The 16,927-nt window shown below is 45.9% G+C and carries 20 protein-coding genes and 1 tRNA gene; 11 read left to right on the top strand and 10 right to left on the bottom strand.

Going from position 1 to position 16,927, the window contains the following annotated elements:
* Window positions 1-470 precede the first annotated feature (470 nt).
* The 6 genes from RY075_RS05030 to RY075_RS05055 all read left to right on the top strand — a co-directional run bounded on the left by RY075_RS05030 (window position 471) and on the right by RY075_RS05055 (window position 4,126).
* A complete protein-coding gene (locus RY075_RS05030) occupies window positions 471-752 on the top strand; it encodes a hypothetical protein (RefSeq protein ID WP_077257455.1) in 282 nt (93 codons plus the stop codon).
* Between the two features lie 281 nt (window positions 753-1,033).
* Window positions 1,034-1,387, top strand: coding sequence for a conjugal transfer transcriptional regulator TraJ (gene traJ, locus RY075_RS05035; RefSeq protein ID WP_338628240.1), 354 nt, complete (start codon window positions 1,034-1,036; stop codon window positions 1,385-1,387).
* A gap of 80 nt (window positions 1,388-1,467) precedes the next feature.
* On the top strand, window positions 1,468-2,262 hold the full coding sequence (trbJ, locus tag RY075_RS05040; RefSeq protein WP_338628242.1) for a P-type conjugative transfer protein TrbJ: 795 nt from the start codon (window positions 1,468-1,470) through the stop codon (window positions 2,260-2,262).
* An 11-nt stretch (window positions 2,263-2,273) separates the two neighbouring features.
* Window positions 2,274-2,447 (top strand): hypothetical protein, encoded by a 174-nt coding sequence (locus tag RY075_RS05045; RefSeq protein ID WP_164838718.1) that lies wholly within the window; start codon window positions 2,274-2,276, stop codon window positions 2,445-2,447.
* Between the two features lie 2 nt (window positions 2,448-2,449).
* On the top strand, window positions 2,450-3,844 hold the full coding sequence (trbL, locus tag RY075_RS05050) for a P-type conjugative transfer protein TrbL (RefSeq protein ID WP_338628243.1): 1,395 nt from the start codon (window positions 2,450-2,452) through the stop codon (window positions 3,842-3,844).
* Window positions 3,845-3,913: 69 nt separating this feature from the next.
* Complete coding sequence (locus tag RY075_RS05055; RefSeq protein ID WP_001460380.1) at window positions 3,914-4,126, top strand: hypothetical protein; 213 nt, start codon at window positions 3,914-3,916, stop codon at window positions 4,124-4,126.
* A 21-nt stretch (window positions 4,127-4,147) separates the two neighbouring features.
* On the opposite strand, the gene RY075_RS05060 is transcribed toward RY075_RS05055, so the two are convergent.
* From RY075_RS05060 to RY075_RS05070, 3 genes are read right to left on the bottom strand one after another with little or no spacing between them, the layout of a single operon-like run.
* Window positions 4,148-4,375, bottom strand: a complete 228-nt coding sequence (locus RY075_RS05060) for an antitoxin VbhA family protein (protein ID WP_063809048.1) — start codon at window positions 4,373-4,375, stop codon at window positions 4,148-4,150.
* Window positions 4,362-5,252, bottom strand: coding sequence for a hypothetical protein (locus RY075_RS05065; protein ID WP_338628244.1), 891 nt, complete (start codon window positions 5,250-5,252; stop codon window positions 4,362-4,364). Before RY075_RS05065 ends, RY075_RS05060 begins: the two co-directional genes overlap by 14 nt.
* A gap of 9 nt (window positions 5,253-5,261) precedes the next feature.
* Window positions 5,262-6,335, bottom strand: a complete 1,074-nt coding sequence (locus RY075_RS05070; RefSeq protein ID WP_001396517.1) for a site-specific integrase — start codon at window positions 6,333-6,335, stop codon at window positions 5,262-5,264.
* A 25-nt stretch (window positions 6,336-6,360) separates the two neighbouring features.
* Here RY075_RS05070 and RY075_RS05075 point away from each other — a divergent pair.
* The 4 genes from RY075_RS05075 (at window position 6,361) to RY075_RS05090 (ending at window position 8,206) form a co-directional block, all read left to right on the top strand.
* Window positions 6,361-6,472: transfer RNA gene (locus RY075_RS05075), tRNA-Ser, on the top strand.
* Between the two features lie 568 nt (window positions 6,473-7,040).
* Window positions 7,041-7,199: a hypothetical protein gene (locus RY075_RS05080; protein ID WP_023315491.1), complete on the top strand. Its 159-nt coding sequence runs from the start codon at window positions 7,041-7,043 to the stop codon at window positions 7,197-7,199.
* 105 nt (window positions 7,200-7,304) lie between these two features.
* Window positions 7,305-7,847 (top strand): type IV secretion protein Rhs, encoded by a 543-nt coding sequence (locus RY075_RS05085; protein ID WP_032608608.1) that lies wholly within the window; start codon window positions 7,305-7,307, stop codon window positions 7,845-7,847.
* A 2-nt stretch (window positions 7,848-7,849) separates the two neighbouring features.
* Window positions 7,850-8,206: a putative T6SS immunity periplasmic lipoprotein gene (locus tag RY075_RS05090; protein ID WP_032608610.1), complete on the top strand. Its 357-nt coding sequence runs from the start codon at window positions 7,850-7,852 to the stop codon at window positions 8,204-8,206.
* A 22-nt stretch (window positions 8,207-8,228) separates the two neighbouring features.
* Here RY075_RS05090 and yecR read toward each other — a convergent pair whose 3' ends face one another.
* On the bottom strand, window positions 8,229-8,420 hold the full coding sequence (yecR, locus tag RY075_RS05095) for a YecR family lipoprotein (protein WP_071785715.1): 192 nt from the start codon (window positions 8,418-8,420) through the stop codon (window positions 8,229-8,231).
* On the opposite strand from yecR, the gene RY075_RS05100 reads away from it, so the two are divergent.
* Window positions 8,413-9,611 (top strand): IS3 family transposase gene (locus RY075_RS05100; RefSeq protein ID WP_127353287.1). Its coding sequence is split into 2 segments (ribosomal slippage): window positions 8,413-8,692 and window positions 8,692-9,611, totalling 1,200 coding nucleotides; the frame shifts between segments, so codons are not numbered across the junction. The two genes, yecR and RY075_RS05100, sit on opposite strands and share 8 nt — an antisense overlap.
* Before the next feature lie 106 nt (window positions 9,612-9,717).
* Here RY075_RS05100 and RY075_RS05105 read toward each other — a convergent pair.
* The 6 genes from RY075_RS05105 to RY075_RS05130 all read right to left on the bottom strand — a co-directional run bounded on the left by RY075_RS05105 (window position 9,718) and on the right by RY075_RS05130 (window position 16,833).
* On the bottom strand, window positions 9,718-10,464 hold the full coding sequence (locus RY075_RS05105; protein ID WP_032608613.1) for a class I SAM-dependent methyltransferase: 747 nt from the start codon (window positions 10,462-10,464) through the stop codon (window positions 9,718-9,720).
* A gap of 10 nt (window positions 10,465-10,474) precedes the next feature.
* Window positions 10,475-10,732 (bottom strand): YjhX family toxin, encoded by a 258-nt coding sequence (locus RY075_RS05110; RefSeq protein ID WP_003863178.1) that lies wholly within the window; start codon window positions 10,730-10,732, stop codon window positions 10,475-10,477.
* 259 nt (window positions 10,733-10,991) lie between these two features.
* Complete coding sequence (locus tag RY075_RS05115; protein WP_058659178.1) at window positions 10,992-12,929, bottom strand: bifunctional diguanylate cyclase/phosphodiesterase; 1,938 nt, start codon at window positions 12,927-12,929, stop codon at window positions 10,992-10,994.
* 17 nt (window positions 12,930-12,946) lie between these two features.
* Window positions 12,947-13,441, bottom strand: a complete 495-nt coding sequence (locus tag RY075_RS05120; protein ID WP_023324209.1) for a molybdopterin-dependent oxidoreductase — start codon at window positions 13,439-13,441, stop codon at window positions 12,947-12,949.
* Window positions 13,442-13,824: 383 nt separating this feature from the next.
* Complete coding sequence (locus RY075_RS05125) at window positions 13,825-15,609, bottom strand: diguanylate cyclase (RefSeq protein WP_022650441.1); 1,785 nt, start codon at window positions 15,607-15,609, stop codon at window positions 13,825-13,827.
* Between the two features lie 114 nt (window positions 15,610-15,723).
* The gene (locus RY075_RS05130; protein WP_003863175.1) at window positions 15,724-16,833 is read right to left on the bottom strand and encodes an AI-2E family transporter; all 1,110 of its coding nucleotides are present in this window, start codon (window positions 16,831-16,833) and stop codon (window positions 15,724-15,726) included.
* Between the last annotated feature and the right edge of the window lie 94 nt (window positions 16,834-16,927).

Raw genomic sequence — 16,927 nt, forward strand, 5'->3', positions numbered from 1 at the left:
GCTAAACAATTTATATTTGCCATGTATAAGCTGTGTGTTTATCCACAGATTCTGTTAATAACATTGTGCATAACCTGTTTCTTTACTTTCTATATTATTGACATATGAAGTAGGGTTTATTGACATTTGAGGTAGAGTTTCATGACATAAGAGGTACGGTACTAATCAAAAATTATCATAATAAACAATTAAATGTATCTCTTTTCCACAGCCTTCTAACCAGATCTTTAACCCTATATATAACCAAAAAGATTAAAAGAATTATTAAAACCTTAGCGTCGTTCAAAAAACGCAATAAAAACAAATTTCCTACAGAATAAAAACCCACTGAATAAAAAACTCTGTTGACATAACTAATTTTGCCAGTAAGTTTTAATTATTCTCAATTCATAACGTTGGTTTGCAAATTTTAGCAGCTAAAATTTTAGCCGCTAAAATCCTCTAATTTTTACTGAGAGATAGGTTCTTCGATGAAATCAGTTATGCCAGAACTTATAACCGTTGAAGAGTTGGCTTTTGCATTAAAGAAAACCGTAAAAAGTATACGCAGTGATGCAACGCGAAATCCAAAATGTCTGCCACCAAGGTGCCGTCTTCCAGGTAATAAACGCCTTCTCTGGCGTAGAGAAGATGTCAAGGACTGGATAGATAAATCCGTTGAGTCAAAGAAAGAGAATGATGATATATCGAAAGAGATACATAAGTCTCAAAGGAAGCGTGGCAGACCACCAAAGCTCAAGCCGCAAGAATAAAAATATTCCTTTGGGTATTCAAATAATTTTCCTTCCAATAAACACATATGCTGCACACTTTTACACGACTAATCCTGCACAAATGCTTTAGGAAAACACACTGAGTACACAGGAATACACAATACGTACACAGATTCACAACGGCAAATGTAGGGCAGGACATGTAAAGTAGGCCCACCGTAAACGGTGCTTCTACTTTACCTTCCCTTATTCGCAGCTGAGCTGCTCAACGGAGTCCTGCTCTGCGAGGCTGATCGGCTACCGCCTGTATGGAGAATGATATGACCGTTTCTCAGACTAGAAAAAATAGTACACCAATTAAAGTTTATTGTTTGCCAGATGAAAAAGCGCAAATCCAGGAAAATGCAGAAGCATCTGGCTTAAGTGTAGCGAGTTTCATTCGTAAAGTAGCAATGGGTTATCAGGTTGAGTCTATTGTAGATATTAAACAGGTTATAGAACTCAGCCGGGTAAATGCTGATCTTGGTCGACTTGGTGGGTTACTCAAATTGTGGCTCGCTAATGACCCTCGCACGGTTAATTTTTCACCCACACTGATAAAAACGTTGCTTGAGAAAATAGAATTAACTAGATATGAGCTAAGAATTATTATGGATAGAATATTGGATAAATAAATGTATGGTTTTCTATCTATCTTCATCTGTTAACAGTCTAAATGTTCACTATCAATAATCTTTTAAATTGAGGTAAGCAAATGAAGTTATTACTCCGAGTATTTTCATCACAGGGAGGAATTTTAGCCGCTAAAAAGGCCTTAGTAGTTTCTTTCGTGGTGTCAATCATGGCATTACCGGCGACAGCCGGTATCCCTGTCATAGATGGTACTAATGTGGTGCAGACCACAATCAGCGCAGTCAACAACGTTCAGTCTGTGGCAAAACAGATCCAGCAGTACCAGACGCAGCTGCAGCAGTATGAAAACATGCTCAAAAATACAGTCGCACCTGCAGCCTATATCTGGGATCAGGCCAATTCGACCATCAACAAATTGTTGCAGGCGCAGGACACCCTTAATTACTACAAAAATCAGGCCGGGAGTCTTGATTCATATCTGAAACGCTATCAGGACGTGAATTACTACCGCTCATCACCGTGTTTTAACAGTAATGTTGAATGTACTGAGGATGAAATTAGCGCACTGCGTAAAGCTGAACAGAACAGTTCTGAGGCACGTAAAAAGGCCAATGACGCCGTGTCTAAGGCTCTCGACGAACAGCAGGAAACACTGCAAAGCGATGCTGATAACCTTGCAGATTTGCAAACTCAGGCAACCAGCGCACAAGGGCAAATGGAAGCTATTCAGGCCGCTAACCAGCTTGCCAGTGCTCAAACGAACCAGTTGCTGCAAATCCGCTCGCTTCTGGTATCCCAACAAAACGCTGCAGCAACACTGGCACAGGCTCAGGCCGATAAAGAGGCTCAACAAATAGTCGCTGATGAAAAAGCGTTAGCTGGCGAGAACACACCAAGCCCGAAGCGAATTTGGTGAGGGATAGCTGAATGAAAGATAAAATTTTGGTTATTTTTATTCTAATCATTCCATTGATTCTATGCTCTTGCGATAAAAAAGATGAAGATTGTTTATCGACGCCAGAGAATAAATTGAACGAACATAAATACGATAAATGTGCCCTGCGCAGTAATAACAATCCTAGCCCTAAGCGAGAATGGTAATTATGAGAATAGTAAGCAAACTCACTTTTTTCGGCATAATTTTTTTGTTTTCTGTAAATGCTTATGCTGGTCAATTAGATAGTAGCGGATTACTTGATACGTTATTAGATAAGTTTCAGCAAGTAGCCAGCACATGGTCATTAGTAATTGGTGATTATGCAAATTGGCTCTTCTGGGGGCTGGTATTAATAAGTATGGTTTGGACATTTGGTACGTTGGCGATGCAAGGGGAAGGTTTAACCAGTGCACTTGCAGAGATAGTTCGTTTTTTTGCCGTGATTGGTTTTTTTTATTATCTTTTAATCAACGGCCCAGCCATATCACAATCTATAATTAACTCAATGAGACAACTTGCAGCAAATGCTTTAGGAACAAGTACTGGTATTTCACCCTCCAGCATAGTTGATATGGCTTTTGTGATATTAACAAAGGTCAGTTCAGCAGCATCAATTTGGTCTCCAATGATTTCGACCATTATGATAACCGTCGCGATAATAGTATTAGTAGTAATGGCACTTATCGCGATAAATATGCTAATAATGTTAGTTTCTGCATGGGTGTTGTGTTATGCAGGAGTTATTTTGCTTGGGTTTGGTGGCTCAAAATGGACTTCTGATATAGCAATAAATTACTTACGCACAGTATTATCGATTGGTGTTCAGTTATTTACGATGACATTAATTATTGGGATTGGGCAATCATTTATAGATCAGTATTTTTCTATTATTAAAAATGATATTCCTGATCTTAATAGTCTTATTGTTTTACTTCTGGCGTCAATTATTCTTTTAGTATTGACGAATAAATTACCGTTGTTGTTATCAGGAGTTGTAGGAGGAGCGTCCTTACAAGGGATCGGTGGTTTTGGAGCAGGTATGATTACTGGCGCTGCTACTACTGCAATCAGTGGCGCTGGGGCAATGGCAATGAGCGCTACAGCTCAAGTCAGTGGTGGTGCTTCCGCTCTAAAAGCAGCATTTGAATCTGCACAAGCGGCGATGGCCGAAGAATCTGGTTCTGGTGATAGAGGTGGTTCAGGTGGAGGATTTGGCAGCGGGGAAGATACCGGTTCCGTAGATACTTCTGGAGGACAACCATCAGGCGGTTCCGGTGGTTCTTCTGCAGGGAGCAATGCAGGTAGCTTCAGCGGAGGAAGCCAAGGGTTTGCTTCATCATTCTCACGAGCTGGCCGCATGGCTTCTCACATGGCGAGCGGACTGTCTAATGGAGCTGCGGAGTATCAGATGATGAAGGGAAGTACTAATTCTATCCGAACACAACAGACCGTTGGTGGGGAAATAGCGAATCAAATACGTAAACACACAGCCGATCGTCAGAGTAACCACGAACAGGATGAGTTTGAGGGTGATAGTTTAACTGGCAGTAAAAAATCTTGATTTAGGCGCGTCAGTTAGCGCGGTAACGTTAACTGACGCTTCCACTAAACACCTGTAAGGAGGTGGATAATGGCTGATTATAATAGCTTTGTTTTGGAAGGAATAAAAATTATTTTTGCCGATAACAACAAGGAGTTTATTAAAGAGATTTGTGAACCATTGATAAATATTCTATGTATCGAAGAGTATTATTCTGCTACCGGAATTTATAATTATGATGATGCTGATGTGCAAACTGAGTTACTTAAAAATGCATTAAGGGACTATAAAATAGCTCACTAGTGAGAAGAGGCTAACTAAATGTTAGCCTTTTTTATTTTGATTTTTAGATTGTTCAATGTGATAATTTAATACTTCTCTCTTTGCCTCTTCATAGGTTAGCTCTCCATTGATTACCTTACTTTTTATTTCATTAAAAAATGAGGAGCCTTTGGGATCTTTACTTGATAAAAAAAGACTGGCTTCAGCTCTCCGAAAAGCTTCTTTCCTTGCTTCTATAGAAAATGAATTAGCAGGGTTATTTTTGTTCATAAGTTGAAGTGCCTTTATTATTTATATTCGAGATGTTTTTATCTACAAGAGTTAGTCTTAACTCCGAGAATTTATTTCCTGATATTTTATAACACTGATTTTCATTTTTTTCAATATAAAGAGATTTGCTTTCTGAGCTACCACATGTCGTAGATGTTCTTGCATCGAGAAAAATAAACTTTTCTTGAAATCTTTCAATGTATTTCATTGCTGTCATGCTAATAATAAAAAGAGCAACTGACACAGCACAAAGGGATAAGCCTGATACTAAACGATTAAAATTAAATTTCCTTTTAATAACTAATGAACTAGCTAAATTGACCATGTTATAGGGGACCATAATTATAAGTCCTATTAATATTATTTTTTCAGGAAGATTGTTCACCTGTATATGATGTTGAGCCAAGCTTCCAATATATACTGAAATCATAGAGGATATTACTATTTTTGCTGGGGATACATCTCGCAAAAATATGTATATATAGACTGTAATTGCACAAATCATTGCCCCTATTGGAAATGAGAGCATGAAAGCATAAGCTAATGTCGAGTAATTAAGGTTTTCTGGGACTATACCATAAGCTATGTCAAGCTTAAACTTTGCGATCCATAAGCATACGGAATATGTAAAGCCAGTTACGCCCCATTTAACTACTGCATTATTAAATACTTTATTTAATAAATCACGATATCCTATGTATACACTGGTTAATAAAGCTATAGATGATAGGAAAATTGGAGCGGCAATGTATATATTTTCTAGCCATAATGGGTTTTCTACAATCAAGTATCCAAAAGGTATTAAGTATATTATAGCCAATAGTTGAGGGTTGTTTAATTTTGGTGATGCATCAACTAACTTATTTTTATAATCCATACAACGTCCTTATTTCAACTTTAACGCCAAATCTTCAGCTTTTGGATGATAATACCGCATTAGCATTCTTGGATCTTTATGTCCTGTAATTTTGGTTAGTTCATGCATAGGGAAAATTTCTGCAAGTCGAGAAGTTGCTTCATGTCGAAGGTCATGAAATCTTAAATCTTTAAGGAAAGATTCATCACATAATGAGTTTGTTTTCTCGTATCGTTCTCTGGCTCGTTTTACAGCTCGGTCAAAAGCTCGGGTAATCGCGTCTGCACGCATATCAAAAACCTTATCAGCAGCTGGCTTAGAATGTTCCTTGAGACTGGACAGTATCGTAATGGCTTTCGTTGATAAAGGGACATCGCGGGCATTACCATTCTTAGTATCCGGCAGATGTGCAACTCGCCGATCAAGATCGATAAAGCGCCATCGAAGCTCTGCGATTTCGCTACGGCGCATGGCTGTCTCTAACGCCAGAAGAATGATTGCTGGCAATACTAATGAATGTGTTGCGGCGATGATATGTTCGATCTCGTTGGCTATTTGCTTTCCTGACGTAACACCGGTTTTCTCAGAAACTACAGGCAGCGCTTCCAGGCGCCTGGTCCTGGAGTTCTTGGGTTGGGGTTTGCGAATGGCCTCTACGGGGTTCAGCAGGCTCTCCATGCCCCATTCTTTCCGCGAAACATTGAATACATGAGAAAGTAAGGCCAAACGCCTTAAAACGGTTGCAGGAGCATAGATTTTCAACCATTCATCTCTCAGCTTGGCGACATCGGCACTCCTGATGCTAGCCATATAGTTTTTCGCCAGCTGAGTGCCTTTTAGTATCCGCACCAATGATCGGTCTTGCACTGCCCCTTTTTTGTCGGGAACAATCTCTTTTTCATATCGCGTTAGGGCTTCATACAATGTCGTAGATTCCGCTTCGCTGCGGCTAAGCCAAACTCCTCTCGCCATTTCTGACTCGATCATTTTGGCCCAAGCTTCTGCTTCTACTTTGGTGTTAAAGGTTTTGGTTTGAGAGGGAAAACCACGTTTACGGATTTGAGCTTCCCATTGGTAGTTACCACGTTTGCGTATAGTCGCCATTTCTGTCTGATTCCTAACGAACTGTGGCAATATTGTGGCAAAAAATCCATTTAAATTCGATAGGTATTGATTTTACAAGATCAATTTACGCATTCGTAATGCGAAGGTCGTAGGTTCGACTCCTATTATCGGCACCATCTAAGAAAATCAATCACTTATCGTCAAAAACCTAAAGGATTGTATCTTTCATTATCATCCTTGATAACACTTGGTAAACGCCTTTGCGTTGTATCGGCTCAAGGATTGTACAACGTACTGGCGGGTAGTTACCAGGCTCAAGCCCGAACAGCATTAGAAATTTTGCCATCCCTTGAAGCTGAAAGAGTTGCCGGACTCTCTAAACACATCACTTGAACCATTAGCGATACGTTCCGCGCTTCGTGCGGCGCTCAATGATGCTACACCTTGTGAAAGGTCACAGAGAATAAACAGGCGTAATGTTGGGAAGACTAACCGGATCGGGAAAGAATCCGGCTCTGCCACGGTTTCGATCACCGGAGTATAACGATTACCTGATAAGAGAACGTGCTAAGGCTTTATCCTCCCTGCGAAGGGATTACACCCTGCGGTAGCGCTATGCGCCGCCTTTTCTTATGTGCCCAACACGGCACGTAATGATCATCTATTATCTGCACCATTGTAACTTTCGTTGTACTGTCTCTCTGCTGTACGTTGAACGCTGGCAGATTCAGCGGAGGGGATACCATGTCAAAAGCCACGAATACAGCAGCCACTAAGCGCAACAACCGTAAGATTCACGCCCGTAAATTCCTGGCAACACCAGAGGGGAAAGCCTGGCTTGCTAAGAAGCAGGAAGAGCGAGAGGAAATCAAGTTGGCGCGAGCGGCTAACAACATGTTTTAAACTACCGAACACGCCGCTAATTGGCTTCTATTGTCCAAAATCTGTTAGTTGCGCATTTCCTGCTCTCTGGATACCCTGATATAAATCATACAAGGAGGACAGTTTATGAGCGCACAGGCAGAGGAAGGAACATTACGCCGGATGACCTTAGGCGAGATTGCAATGGCTCGCAGAGTGTTCGGTGATTCGATAGTGTATAGCCGTGTCTGGATTCATTGCGACAGCTATTTACCGTTCGGCCTCCAGAAACAGAACTACGCGATGACTCCCAACGGGGAGTTGTGGTACAGAAAACAGATGTACAGGGAAGACTTTTCCGCAAACTCAGTTTTCGTTGAAGATAAATATGTTTTCATCCATGAATTGGGGCATGTGTGGCAACACCAGCACGGGCAATGGGTGAGAATGCGGGGTGCGTTTAGCTGGGCTGCTGAATATACCTACAGGCTGGATAAAGAAAAGCTCACTGATTACTCTCTTGAGCAGCAAGCCTCTATTTTAGCTGATTACTGGTTACTGCTGGTTTATGGGATCAGTAAGTGGTCTTACTATCAGAGACCAGGGCGCATGGGGATGTACAGGGGCGTAGACAAATTGCAGGATGTCCCTTCGCTTTACCAGAAAATCGTAACAGGGAAGGGGCGTTAAACATGAAAAACAAAATGTTGCTGGGTGTTGTATTCCTCTTAACGGGATGCCCTGGGCCTGGTGATCGAATGGTAGATCGTGAATCTACAACGGCATTTATCAAAGATAATCAAGTTTGTGTGGTGTCACCACTGGAGCCACAGGAACGGATCACTGCTATCCAAATCAACAGTGATAATAGCGACTCTCTTCACAATATTTTTGATGACAAGCCTGTTTATGTACCGAAGGGTGAGTGTCTTCCTGTATTCGGATTTAAGTTTACACCTGGAGAGCGGTATAACTTCGCGTATGACGTCCAATCTGCTAAATCAGGGGCGTATTTAGTCACTGCTGAATTTTCTTATCCCAAAGAATAAGGGGGCATTCTGCCCCCAAATCTTATTTCTTCAAGTCACCAGTACATTGATATTCCATTGTGACCATTGTTTCCATACATCCGCTTGAGGATGGTTGAGAACAAACAGAAGTTGAACCACCGAAAGGCTCAGCACCAGAATAGCCCCATGCAGCGCAACGCTGTGTGAAGTGGTTTACTGAATTTGGCCACCTGAACAGAGGTGATATGCTCATCTCAGAACAATACAGGTGTCCCAATGAAAAAAGAAATTTCAGCGCAGAGTTTAAACGCGAATCCGCTCAACTGGTCCTTGATCAGAACTACACCGTTGCAGCTGCGGCCAGTGCTATGGACGTGGGGCTTTCTACCATGACGCGATGGGTAAAGCAGTTACGGGATGAACGACAGGGTAAAATACCTAAAGCCTCCCCTATAACCCCGGAACAGATTGAAATACGTGAGCTAAAGAAAAAGCTACAACGCATTGAAATGGAAAACGACATATTAAAAAAGGCTACCGCGCTTTTGATGTCAGACTCCCTGAACAGTTCTCGTTAATCGAAAAACTCAGAGCGCAGTATCCTGTGGTCACACTCTGCCAGGTGTTCGGGGTTCATCGCAGCAGCTACAAATACTGGGTGAAAAGCCCCGAAAAGCCAGACGGCAAGCGGGCTATATTACGTAGCCAGGTTCTGGAGCTGCATAACATTAGCCATGGCTCTGCTGGCGCGAGGAGTATCGCCATTATGGCAACCCTGAGAGGTTTCAGAATGGGACGCTGGCTTGCCGGCAGACTCATGAAAGAACTGGGACTGGTTAGTTGTCAGCAACCCACCCACCGGTATAAACGTGGTGGCCATGAACACATTGCTATCCCAAACCACCTTGAGCGACAGTTCGCAGTGACAGAGCCTAATCAGGTGTGGTGCGGCGATGTGACGTATATCTGGACAGGCAGGCGCTGGGCTTACCTCGCCATTGTTCTCGATTTGTTCGCCAGGAAACCGGTAGGCTGGGCAATGTCATTCTCACCGGACAGCAAGCTAACCATCAAAGCGCTGGAAATGGCGTGGGAAACCCGAGGTAAACCAGAGGGAGTGATGTTCCCCAGTGACCAGGGTAGCCACTACACAAGCAGGCAGATCCGGCAGTTATTGTGGCGTTACCGGATCAGGCAAAGTATGAGCCGACGCGGAAACTGCTGGGATAACAGCCCGATGGAACGCTTCTTCAGAAGTCTGAAAAACGAGTGGGTGCCAGTGACAGGCTATATAAACTTTAGCGAAGCAGCTCATGCGATCACAGACTATATCGTCGGGTATTACAGGTCGGTAAGGCCGCATGACTATAACGGTGGGTTACCCCCAAACGAATCGGAAAACCGATACTGGAAAAACTCTAAAGCCGTGGCCAGTTTTGGTTGACCACTTCAAACAACTCAACCCATCTATGCTGCACTTTCTGGCTGAATGCTTAACCCTGTCTGTTGAACTGCGGCATAACCCTAAAGGCTATACCGCCAGCGTTATGTTATCGCGCCATTAACGCAAACACTCCCCAGCCAAAGTACTCCCGCGTGTACGTCACATGACGTTCAGGCGCTATCGTCAGCTCCGCCCGAACTTCCTGCGCGAAGTCATCGTCTGGGTTTTCCTCCAGCCAGCGCCGCATGGTCATCCATTTTGCGGCTTCGTACCTGTCCCAGCCTTCCTGGTCAGCCAGCACCATTTCAACCAGGTCATAGCCCTGTTGATCGAAAGACGCAACCAGACCGGGCAGAGTGAGAAAGTCTGCAATCGACGAGATGCCGCAGGCCTGAGCTATCTCTGCCGTCGCGGGTACCTGACGCCAGTACGGTTCGCCGATGAGCATTATTCTCCCAGGCTTGAGGCTTTTTGCCAGCAGATCCATCGTCCCGGCTACGCCCCCCGCAATCCAGGTTGCGCCAACGCAGGCCGCCACGTCACATTTTTCATTCGCGACGTAGCCGGCCGCGTCGTTATGAATGAAATGGACGCGTTCGCTGACGCCGAGTTCCTCTGCGCGCCGCGTGGCCTGCGCGGTGAAGAGCGGGCTCATATCGATACCGATACCGGTAATGGCGTGATCCCTAGCCCAGGTACAAAGCATCTCTCCCGAGCCGCTGCCGAGATCGAGAATGCGAGTGCCTGGCTTCATGCGTAACACGCGGCCCAGCGTCGCGTACTTCTCTGGCGTAAAGGGGTTATGAATGCGGTGTTCGCTTTCGCTAACAGTAAAAATACGTGGGATATCCATCATCCTCTCCTTAACGATTATCAGGCTGAGCGCGAACGTTGTTCAGCCCGGTGGTGTTAATGCGGTAGGGCTGACCGTTAACGGATTTGATCAGCTTTTTGGTTTTGAGCTTTTTGAAAACGGCGAGCGTGCAGTCAGCCAGCAGTAGCCCTTCGCGGCTATAGCATTCAACGGCGGTGACGCGGCCGGAGGTATCGCGGACGTGCACAATACGGCCACCTTTGGCGAGAACGTGTAAGGTACGTTGTTCCTGACGGGATAAATTCATACTGGAAAACCTGTTTAATCATCATGTGCAAAACGTGCAAACACACAGCGGTGTCCGCATACGATTTCGGCGCATTGATAATCAGTCCGGCCTGGAAAGGTCGGGAAGCTGATTATCGGATGATTACATTCTCCAGCATCAAAGCCTCGGTTTGAGTTGATAGGTATTTACGGGGTGAATGATAACACCTGGTTATTGTCAGTGAATACCCAGGGGTGAAAAATGTGATCCCGGTTGGTATCGGGCTGAGGAGAGGGGATCATTCCTGGCCGCTCTTAATTTTGCTGTCGACCTGAGGCTGTGGTTTGCTGAAAAGATATCCCTGCACAAGCTCGCAACCCAGAGCCTGAAGCCGCTCAAGCTGCTCTTCGGTCTCAACGCCCTCAGCTATGACGCCCATATTAAGGCTTTTAGCCATACCGGTAATCAGCTTCACAATATTAAGCGCATCTTCCTGCGTAGATATCGGATTGACAAAAGATTTATCGATCTTGATTTTATCAAAATTCAGTTCGCTGAGTCTGGAGAGCGACGAATAGCCCGTGCCAAAATCATCAATGGAGATTCTTACGCCCAGTGCGCGGAGTTTTTTCAGAATCGCAATGGGGTTATTTCTGTCACTGAAGAGGGAGGACTCCGTGACCTCTAACTCAAGACGGTTAGCCGGGAGCCCGGTTTCAGCCAGAACGGACTGCACCGTATTAATAAATGATTTGCTGCCCAATTGAACAGGCGAGACGTTGACGGAGATCCTGGCCGGAACAGTCCAGGAGACCGCTTCCCTACAGGCCAGTTTAAGTACGGTTTTACCTATCTCGTTGATCATGCCTGTTTTTTCAGCGGCGAAAATAAAGCTATCTGGGGAGAGCACTCCCTTTACAGGATGCATCCAGCGAATCAGCGCTTCATAGCCGTAAATTTCCTTGCTGACGGAATTCACAATAGGCTGGTAATAAACAACAAATTCATCATTCTCTATTGCTCTTGCCATATCATTTTCAAGGGTTCTGCTTTCCTGCAACTTCTGTAGCATTCGCTGGCGGAATACTTTGATTTGCTGAGAACCTTCTTTCTTGGCTTCATAGAGCGCCAGATCGGCAAATTTATAAAGGTAATCTGAACGTCGTTCGTTATCCGATAAAACAATACCTACACAGGTGGCTATTTTTATGAGTTGATTATTGATTGTATAGGGCTTGCTGATGCTATCACTGATTTCTCGCGCGCGTGAGACGGCTGCGGTTTCGGTTAAGCCACTGGAGAGAAACGCAAATTCGTCGCCGCCCAAACGATAAAATGTCTCTGAAAAGCGGCCCAAAGCATTAAGGCGCGTGGATACCTCACGTAACAGTAAATCCCCGGTATCATGACCGTAGGTATCATTCACCTCTTTGAACCGGTCTAAATCGAATAACATCACCGTGACCGAAATATGTTTTTTCTCAGCCTGTAGATTAAGTTTATTGAGATCATCCCAAAAGAAAAGACGGTTTTTCATGCCGGTAAGGGAGTCATGATAAACATCGTATTCCAGTTTTGTATTCTGGATTTGCAGGGTTTCTTTGGATAGCTGAAGTTCTTCAGCCAGCGTTTTCACCTGCATATGGGCTTTCAGGATATTTTTATTTTGATAGATAATCAAAAAGCCCAGTATGAAGCTTAAAATAACCAGCAACAGAGAAAGTGCCGAGTAAATATAATACAGAACCTGTATTTTAAGGTTGGTTTCATTGATTGTATTAACATCTTTTGTTAAAGCCGTGGATGAAAGCTGGCTTAGCGGGGCATCCAGTGAATGCATATTTTTCAGATAGAGCTTTAACTCTGAACGGCTCATTTTCTCAAGATGACCATCCAGATAGTTCAGTATATTTTCCAGGCGTAAGGCGAGCGCCTGATGCGCTTTTTCGCTGTTTATATAACGACCCAGGCCGCCCTCTTTCAATAAATCATTCTGGCTCAGCATGATTTCCAGGCGCATGCGAACCTGGTCTACCGTAACGTCATCAGTCTCGGTTGCGTACAGTCCAATCCATGATTCAAATCGGTAATATTCAGATACCAGTTGGGCTACAGACCAGGACTCAGTGTAGTGAGTCAATTTTTGCAACTCTTGCTGACGATCGTAAACAAGAAATGCTATATATCCCGTAGTGATAAAAAGAGAAAAAATGATACCAACCAGGATCCTGTTCATTATGTTCTCCTGAACTACTATTCAATCTTCATTTTGCTGACCTGCCATGCCGATCGCGAGTAATAAATCTGATTATTGAGTTCAGGAAGACTGTCATAAGGGTAGACGATGAATGACGGACCTTTATCGCGGATGCGCATATATTCGCCATTGACCTTTAAAGCCAGGATGGCGTTGTATTTCTGGAAGTCGCTGAGAGGGATGACGGTAGTGTAATCATTGAGTGCAATCACATTCAGGACAGAACCCTTTGCACCCACATACTCCATGAGTTTGCGCATCGGGATACCCTCAAACTTCGTGCGGCCATTATACCAGGGAGAGGTCGTCTGGAAACTCACCATGCCCAGTTTTTCAAGGCTGGCAATATCAAAAACGGCATTTCCATTTTCGTTCGTATTTTCTATATTACCGCTAATGGTTAAGATGGGTTTGCCCACAGGCTTTGGCAGTTCGCCAGCCCAGCTTAAACTTTGTACCAAAAAGCAGCACAGCATTAGGATTATTCGCATATTGGCCTCCTCTTTTTAACAGAAGTATAAGAATTATAAGTTATTTATCCTATAAGTTTGTCTATTTTGTTGAACGCCACGCCTTTTTGCAAACGCTACTTGATTAAAATCATAAAAATCAAAATGATAGCTGTATTTTGCCCCATGATTGCAGACCGCTGGCTGAAGCTTACGTTTTTTAAAACATAAAAACTTAGTGTAATAAACCACCCGAGTTTAAAAAATGATCGCTTTGATTTATTGATATATTTACGCACCCCCATTTTTTATCAATGGTGGCATCGTTAAGATGAATTTATTTGTACAAAGAATGATAACGCACCCTCAATGTGAGGGAATAAGAGAGTGCGCGTACCTCTGACGTCGTTGGCACTGAGTTTCGCTTAACCCGCCTCCAGCATACTGAAACTGACGATCCGCGAGCGCCCCAGCTCTTTCGCCCGGTAGAGCGCCACGTCTGCCGCGCGCAGCAGGTCGTCGCTTTGGGCGTGCTGCGGGTAACTGGCGATCCCGATCGACACATCTACCGGGCCAATCTCAGCAAGCCCATAACGTAGCGACAGCGTATGGACGCCGTTATAAATCTCCGTTGCGCAGGCGTGAGCCGCTTCCTCATCCGCACCCGTAAGTAGCACCAGAAACTCTTCGCCACCAAAGCGGAAGGCCAGGCCGGCATCGTGCATGGCACGCTGAACAATTGTCGCCACGCTCTTAATCACATGATCGCCAGCCTCATGGCCGAAGCGATCGTTAATGCTTTTAAAGTGATCGATGTCGATCATCATGCAGCTCACCGGTTCATCATTGCGCATCGCCTGAGCTATCTGAGTGCGCAGGGTATCTTCAAGGTGGTGGCGGTTACGCAAGCCGGTGAGCGGGTCGAATAGCGCTTTTTCCAGCAGGGCATCGCGCAGACGCTGGTTGGCCAGCGCCAGACCCAGGGCTTCCGCCATTAATTCGAGATAGGCGCGGGACGGTGCCGTTTCAGGCGTGATGTTCTGAAACGACAGCAAACCAATGGCTTCCCCCTGCGCAATGAGCGGCACGCAGAGTGAACTGTCTTTTTGTGATTCAGGCAGATGCTGGCAACCGATATCCGGCTCGCCATTGACCGGTGGGTGGCTCTGACCACGGCGTATGGCCCAGCATTGATCGGGGTGGAAAGCATTTTTTTCTCCCTGGGGAGATAACCATTCCGCCGCACAGCGCATCTCCCACGGGTTTCGATCCAGAATATACAGACGCCCGGCGACACCCGGCGCAATGTTGGGAGCAAACAGCTCTGCCACCTCAATCACGTCGCTAACGTTCTCGCAGCCCTGCAAGCGCTGGGTCATTCGCGCGAGCAGCTCGCGGATGGCCCAGTCTGCGTCGCGTTCTTTTTCAAGCCGCTGCCTTGCCAGCCCGTTCTCGCGGAAAATGCGAATAGCCTGCGCCATATCGCCTATCTCATCGACCTGGTTGAAATTTGGCGTTTCGACGGCGTAATCCTGTGAGGCCAGCCGGTGAACCACATCACTGAGGCGCACCACAGGGCGCAGCACGCGGTGCTTGAGAATAAAACCCATCACGAATAAGAAGAGCAGGGCGGTCAGGCCGACCATCATTTCAGAGGCGGTACGCAGGGTTTTTGACGTGTTGGTCGCTGCCTGGACATCGGCGATAATGCGCTTATCCAGAAGCACACGAAAATGGTCAATCTTGCTTTGGGCGCGTTCCATTTCAAGTTCGTAGATTTTGCCGAAGAGTAACGCAATGGCCTGTTGTTCCTCACCCCTGGCGACGCTGGCAATTGCTGCCTGCTGTTCATCCTGTAGGTCATCGACAATCTTCAGCCCTTCGTACAGCAGCGCCAGCTCTTCGCCCGTTGCGCCCGTATCTTTTAACTGGCCCAGCTTGCGCTCGATATTCTTCAGTTCGCCTTCTTTCGCCTGGTACGTTTTCAGCACATCGGGCTCTTTTTTGATGGCGTAAAGGCGCGCTAAGTCGGAGAGCATCCAGGTTTCTGCTTCAATCTCTTCCGTAAGCTGGTCAAAAATTTGTCGTTGCTTAACAGCCTGACGTTCTACATTGTCGGCATGGGAAGCCATCAGCATGACGATACCGGAAGCAATGGTCAGGCACACCGTGACACCATAGGCCCAGTTTGTGATCGTGGCGATTCGCACCTGTTGGATCCTTCTACGACAAATGTGGAAGAGCGTTCATTAAAGATTATAGAAAACCCCTGATTTATCGCGAAAAAAAAGGCGGCACCGGGCCGCCTGTCAAAACGCGTTTAGTTAGAGATCCGGAGGATTTTTTCCTTCTTCGATAAAATCTGCGTCCAGCTCCTCGGCGTTGCCTGCGTGGTCGCGGCCGGAGAAGAGGTTCCAGCAGGCGATAAACAGGGCGGCAATCAGCGGCCCAATCACAAAGCCGTTAATGCCGTACAGCTCCATACCGCCGAGCGTGGTGATCAGTATCAGGTAGTCCGGCATTTTGGTGTCTTTGCCCACCAGCAGCGGACGTAAAAGGTTGTCCACCAGCCCGACGATAATGACAAAGAAGCCCACAATGAACAGACCCTGCCACAGCTGGTGAGTGGCAAACAGGAAGATGGCGGCGGGAACCCAGACGATAGCCGAGCCGACGGCGGGCACCAGGGAGAGGAACGCCATCAGCGCTCCCCACAGTACGCTACCGTCAATACCGACGATGGCAAAGGCGATACCGCCAAGCGTACCTTGAACCACCGCCACGACCGCCGTACCTTTTACCGTGGCTCGCGAGACGCCGACAAACTTCGCGAACAGGTGCTGTTTGACGAAGTCAGACAGCGGCAGCGAGTCGAGGATCTGGCGCACCAGATAGGGCCCGTCTTTGAGCAGGAAAAACAGCAGGTACAGCATAATGCCGAAGCTAATAGCAAAGCCGAACGTCCCTTTACCAATCAGGAACGCGCTACCCGCCAGATACTGTCCGCCCTGTAACGCGACATCGGAAAGCTTTTTCTGGATCTGCGCGGCGTTGGTCAGGTTGTGATCCGCCAGGAAGCCGCTGGCCCAGTCCGGCAGGCGGTTGAAGATACCGGCGATGACTTCCGGGAACTGCGTGTTGTTCTGTTGCAGCTTGGTGTAAACCATGTTCAGTTCCACCGCGAGCGAGGAAAGGATCACCATCAACGGAATAAACACGATCAGGCAGATAATGCCGAGTGTGAGGAGGGAAGCCAGCCCGTTGCGATCGCCCAGCGCGGTACGCAGCTTGTTTTTCACCGGGTTGAAAATGATGGTCAGGATCGCGGCCCACAGAATCGCCGAGAAATAGGGTGACAGCACGTCAAAGAAAGCCCAGGTTACAAGGGCCAGGATGAGAATAAAGAAACCTTTGGTCAGTCCGTTAAATCGCATAGTGAGTCCTGGTGAAGAAGAAACTGTGTCGACTATAGAACTGATTTAAGGATTTACCAATAATTGCGCCGAAGTCGTGCCGGGTGGCTTTTTG

It is taken from the genome of Enterobacter sp. JJBC, from assembly GCF_036936505.1.
Taxonomy (GTDB): Bacteria; Pseudomonadota; Gammaproteobacteria; order Enterobacterales; family Enterobacteriaceae; genus Enterobacter; species Enterobacter hormaechei_C.

Excerpts from the sequence above, each read along its gene's own strand:
- RY075_RS05060 (WP_063809048.1), bottom strand. The coding sequence starts at position 4,375 with ATGAACAAAAATAACCCTGCTAATTCATTTTCTATAGAAGCAAGGAAA.
- RY075_RS05105 (WP_032608613.1), bottom strand. The coding sequence starts at position 10,464 with ATGGATATCCCACGTATTTTTACTGTTAGCGAAAGCGAACACCGCATT.
- trbJ (WP_338628242.1), top strand. The coding sequence starts at position 1,468 with ATGAAGTTATTACTCCGAGTATTTTCATCACAGGGAGGAATTTTAGCC.
- RY075_RS05130 (WP_003863175.1), bottom strand. The coding sequence starts at position 16,833 with ATGCGATTTAACGGACTGACCAAAGGTTTCTTTATTCTCATCCTGGCC.
- RY075_RS05045 (WP_164838718.1), top strand. The coding sequence starts at position 2,274 with ATGAAAGATAAAATTTTGGTTATTTTTATTCTAATCATTCCATTGATT.
- traJ (WP_338628240.1), top strand. The coding sequence starts at position 1,034 with ATGACCGTTTCTCAGACTAGAAAAAATAGTACACCAATTAAAGTTTAT.
- RY075_RS05070 (WP_001396517.1), bottom strand. The coding sequence starts at position 6,335 with ATGGCGACTATACGCAAACGTGGTAACTACCAATGGGAAGCTCAAATC.
- RY075_RS05030 (WP_077257455.1), top strand. The coding sequence starts at position 471 with ATGAAATCAGTTATGCCAGAACTTATAACCGTTGAAGAGTTGGCTTTT.
- RY075_RS05110 (WP_003863178.1), bottom strand. The coding sequence starts at position 10,732 with ATGAATTTATCCCGTCAGGAACAACGTACCTTACACGTTCTCGCCAAA.
- RY075_RS05120 (WP_023324209.1), bottom strand. The coding sequence starts at position 13,441 with ATGCGAATAATCCTAATGCTGTGCTGCTTTTTGGTACAAAGTTTAAGC.
- yecR (WP_071785715.1), bottom strand. The coding sequence starts at position 8,420 with ATGAGCATATCACCTCTGTTCAGGTGGCCAAATTCAGTAAACCACTTC.
- RY075_RS05065 (WP_338628244.1), bottom strand. The coding sequence starts at position 5,252 with ATGGATTATAAAAATAAGTTAGTTGATGCATCACCAAAATTAAACAAC.
- RY075_RS05085 (WP_032608608.1), top strand. The coding sequence starts at position 7,305 with ATGAGCGCACAGGCAGAGGAAGGAACATTACGCCGGATGACCTTAGGC.
- RY075_RS05055 (WP_001460380.1), top strand. The coding sequence starts at position 3,914 with ATGGCTGATTATAATAGCTTTGTTTTGGAAGGAATAAAAATTATTTTT.
- RY075_RS05115 (WP_058659178.1), bottom strand. The coding sequence starts at position 12,929 with ATGAACAGGATCCTGGTTGGTATCATTTTTTCTCTTTTTATCACTACG.
- RY075_RS05080 (WP_023315491.1), top strand. The coding sequence starts at position 7,041 with ATGTCAAAAGCCACGAATACAGCAGCCACTAAGCGCAACAACCGTAAG.
- trbL (WP_338628243.1), top strand. The coding sequence starts at position 2,450 with ATGAGAATAGTAAGCAAACTCACTTTTTTCGGCATAATTTTTTTGTTT.
- RY075_RS05090 (WP_032608610.1), top strand. The coding sequence starts at position 7,850 with ATGAAAAACAAAATGTTGCTGGGTGTTGTATTCCTCTTAACGGGATGC.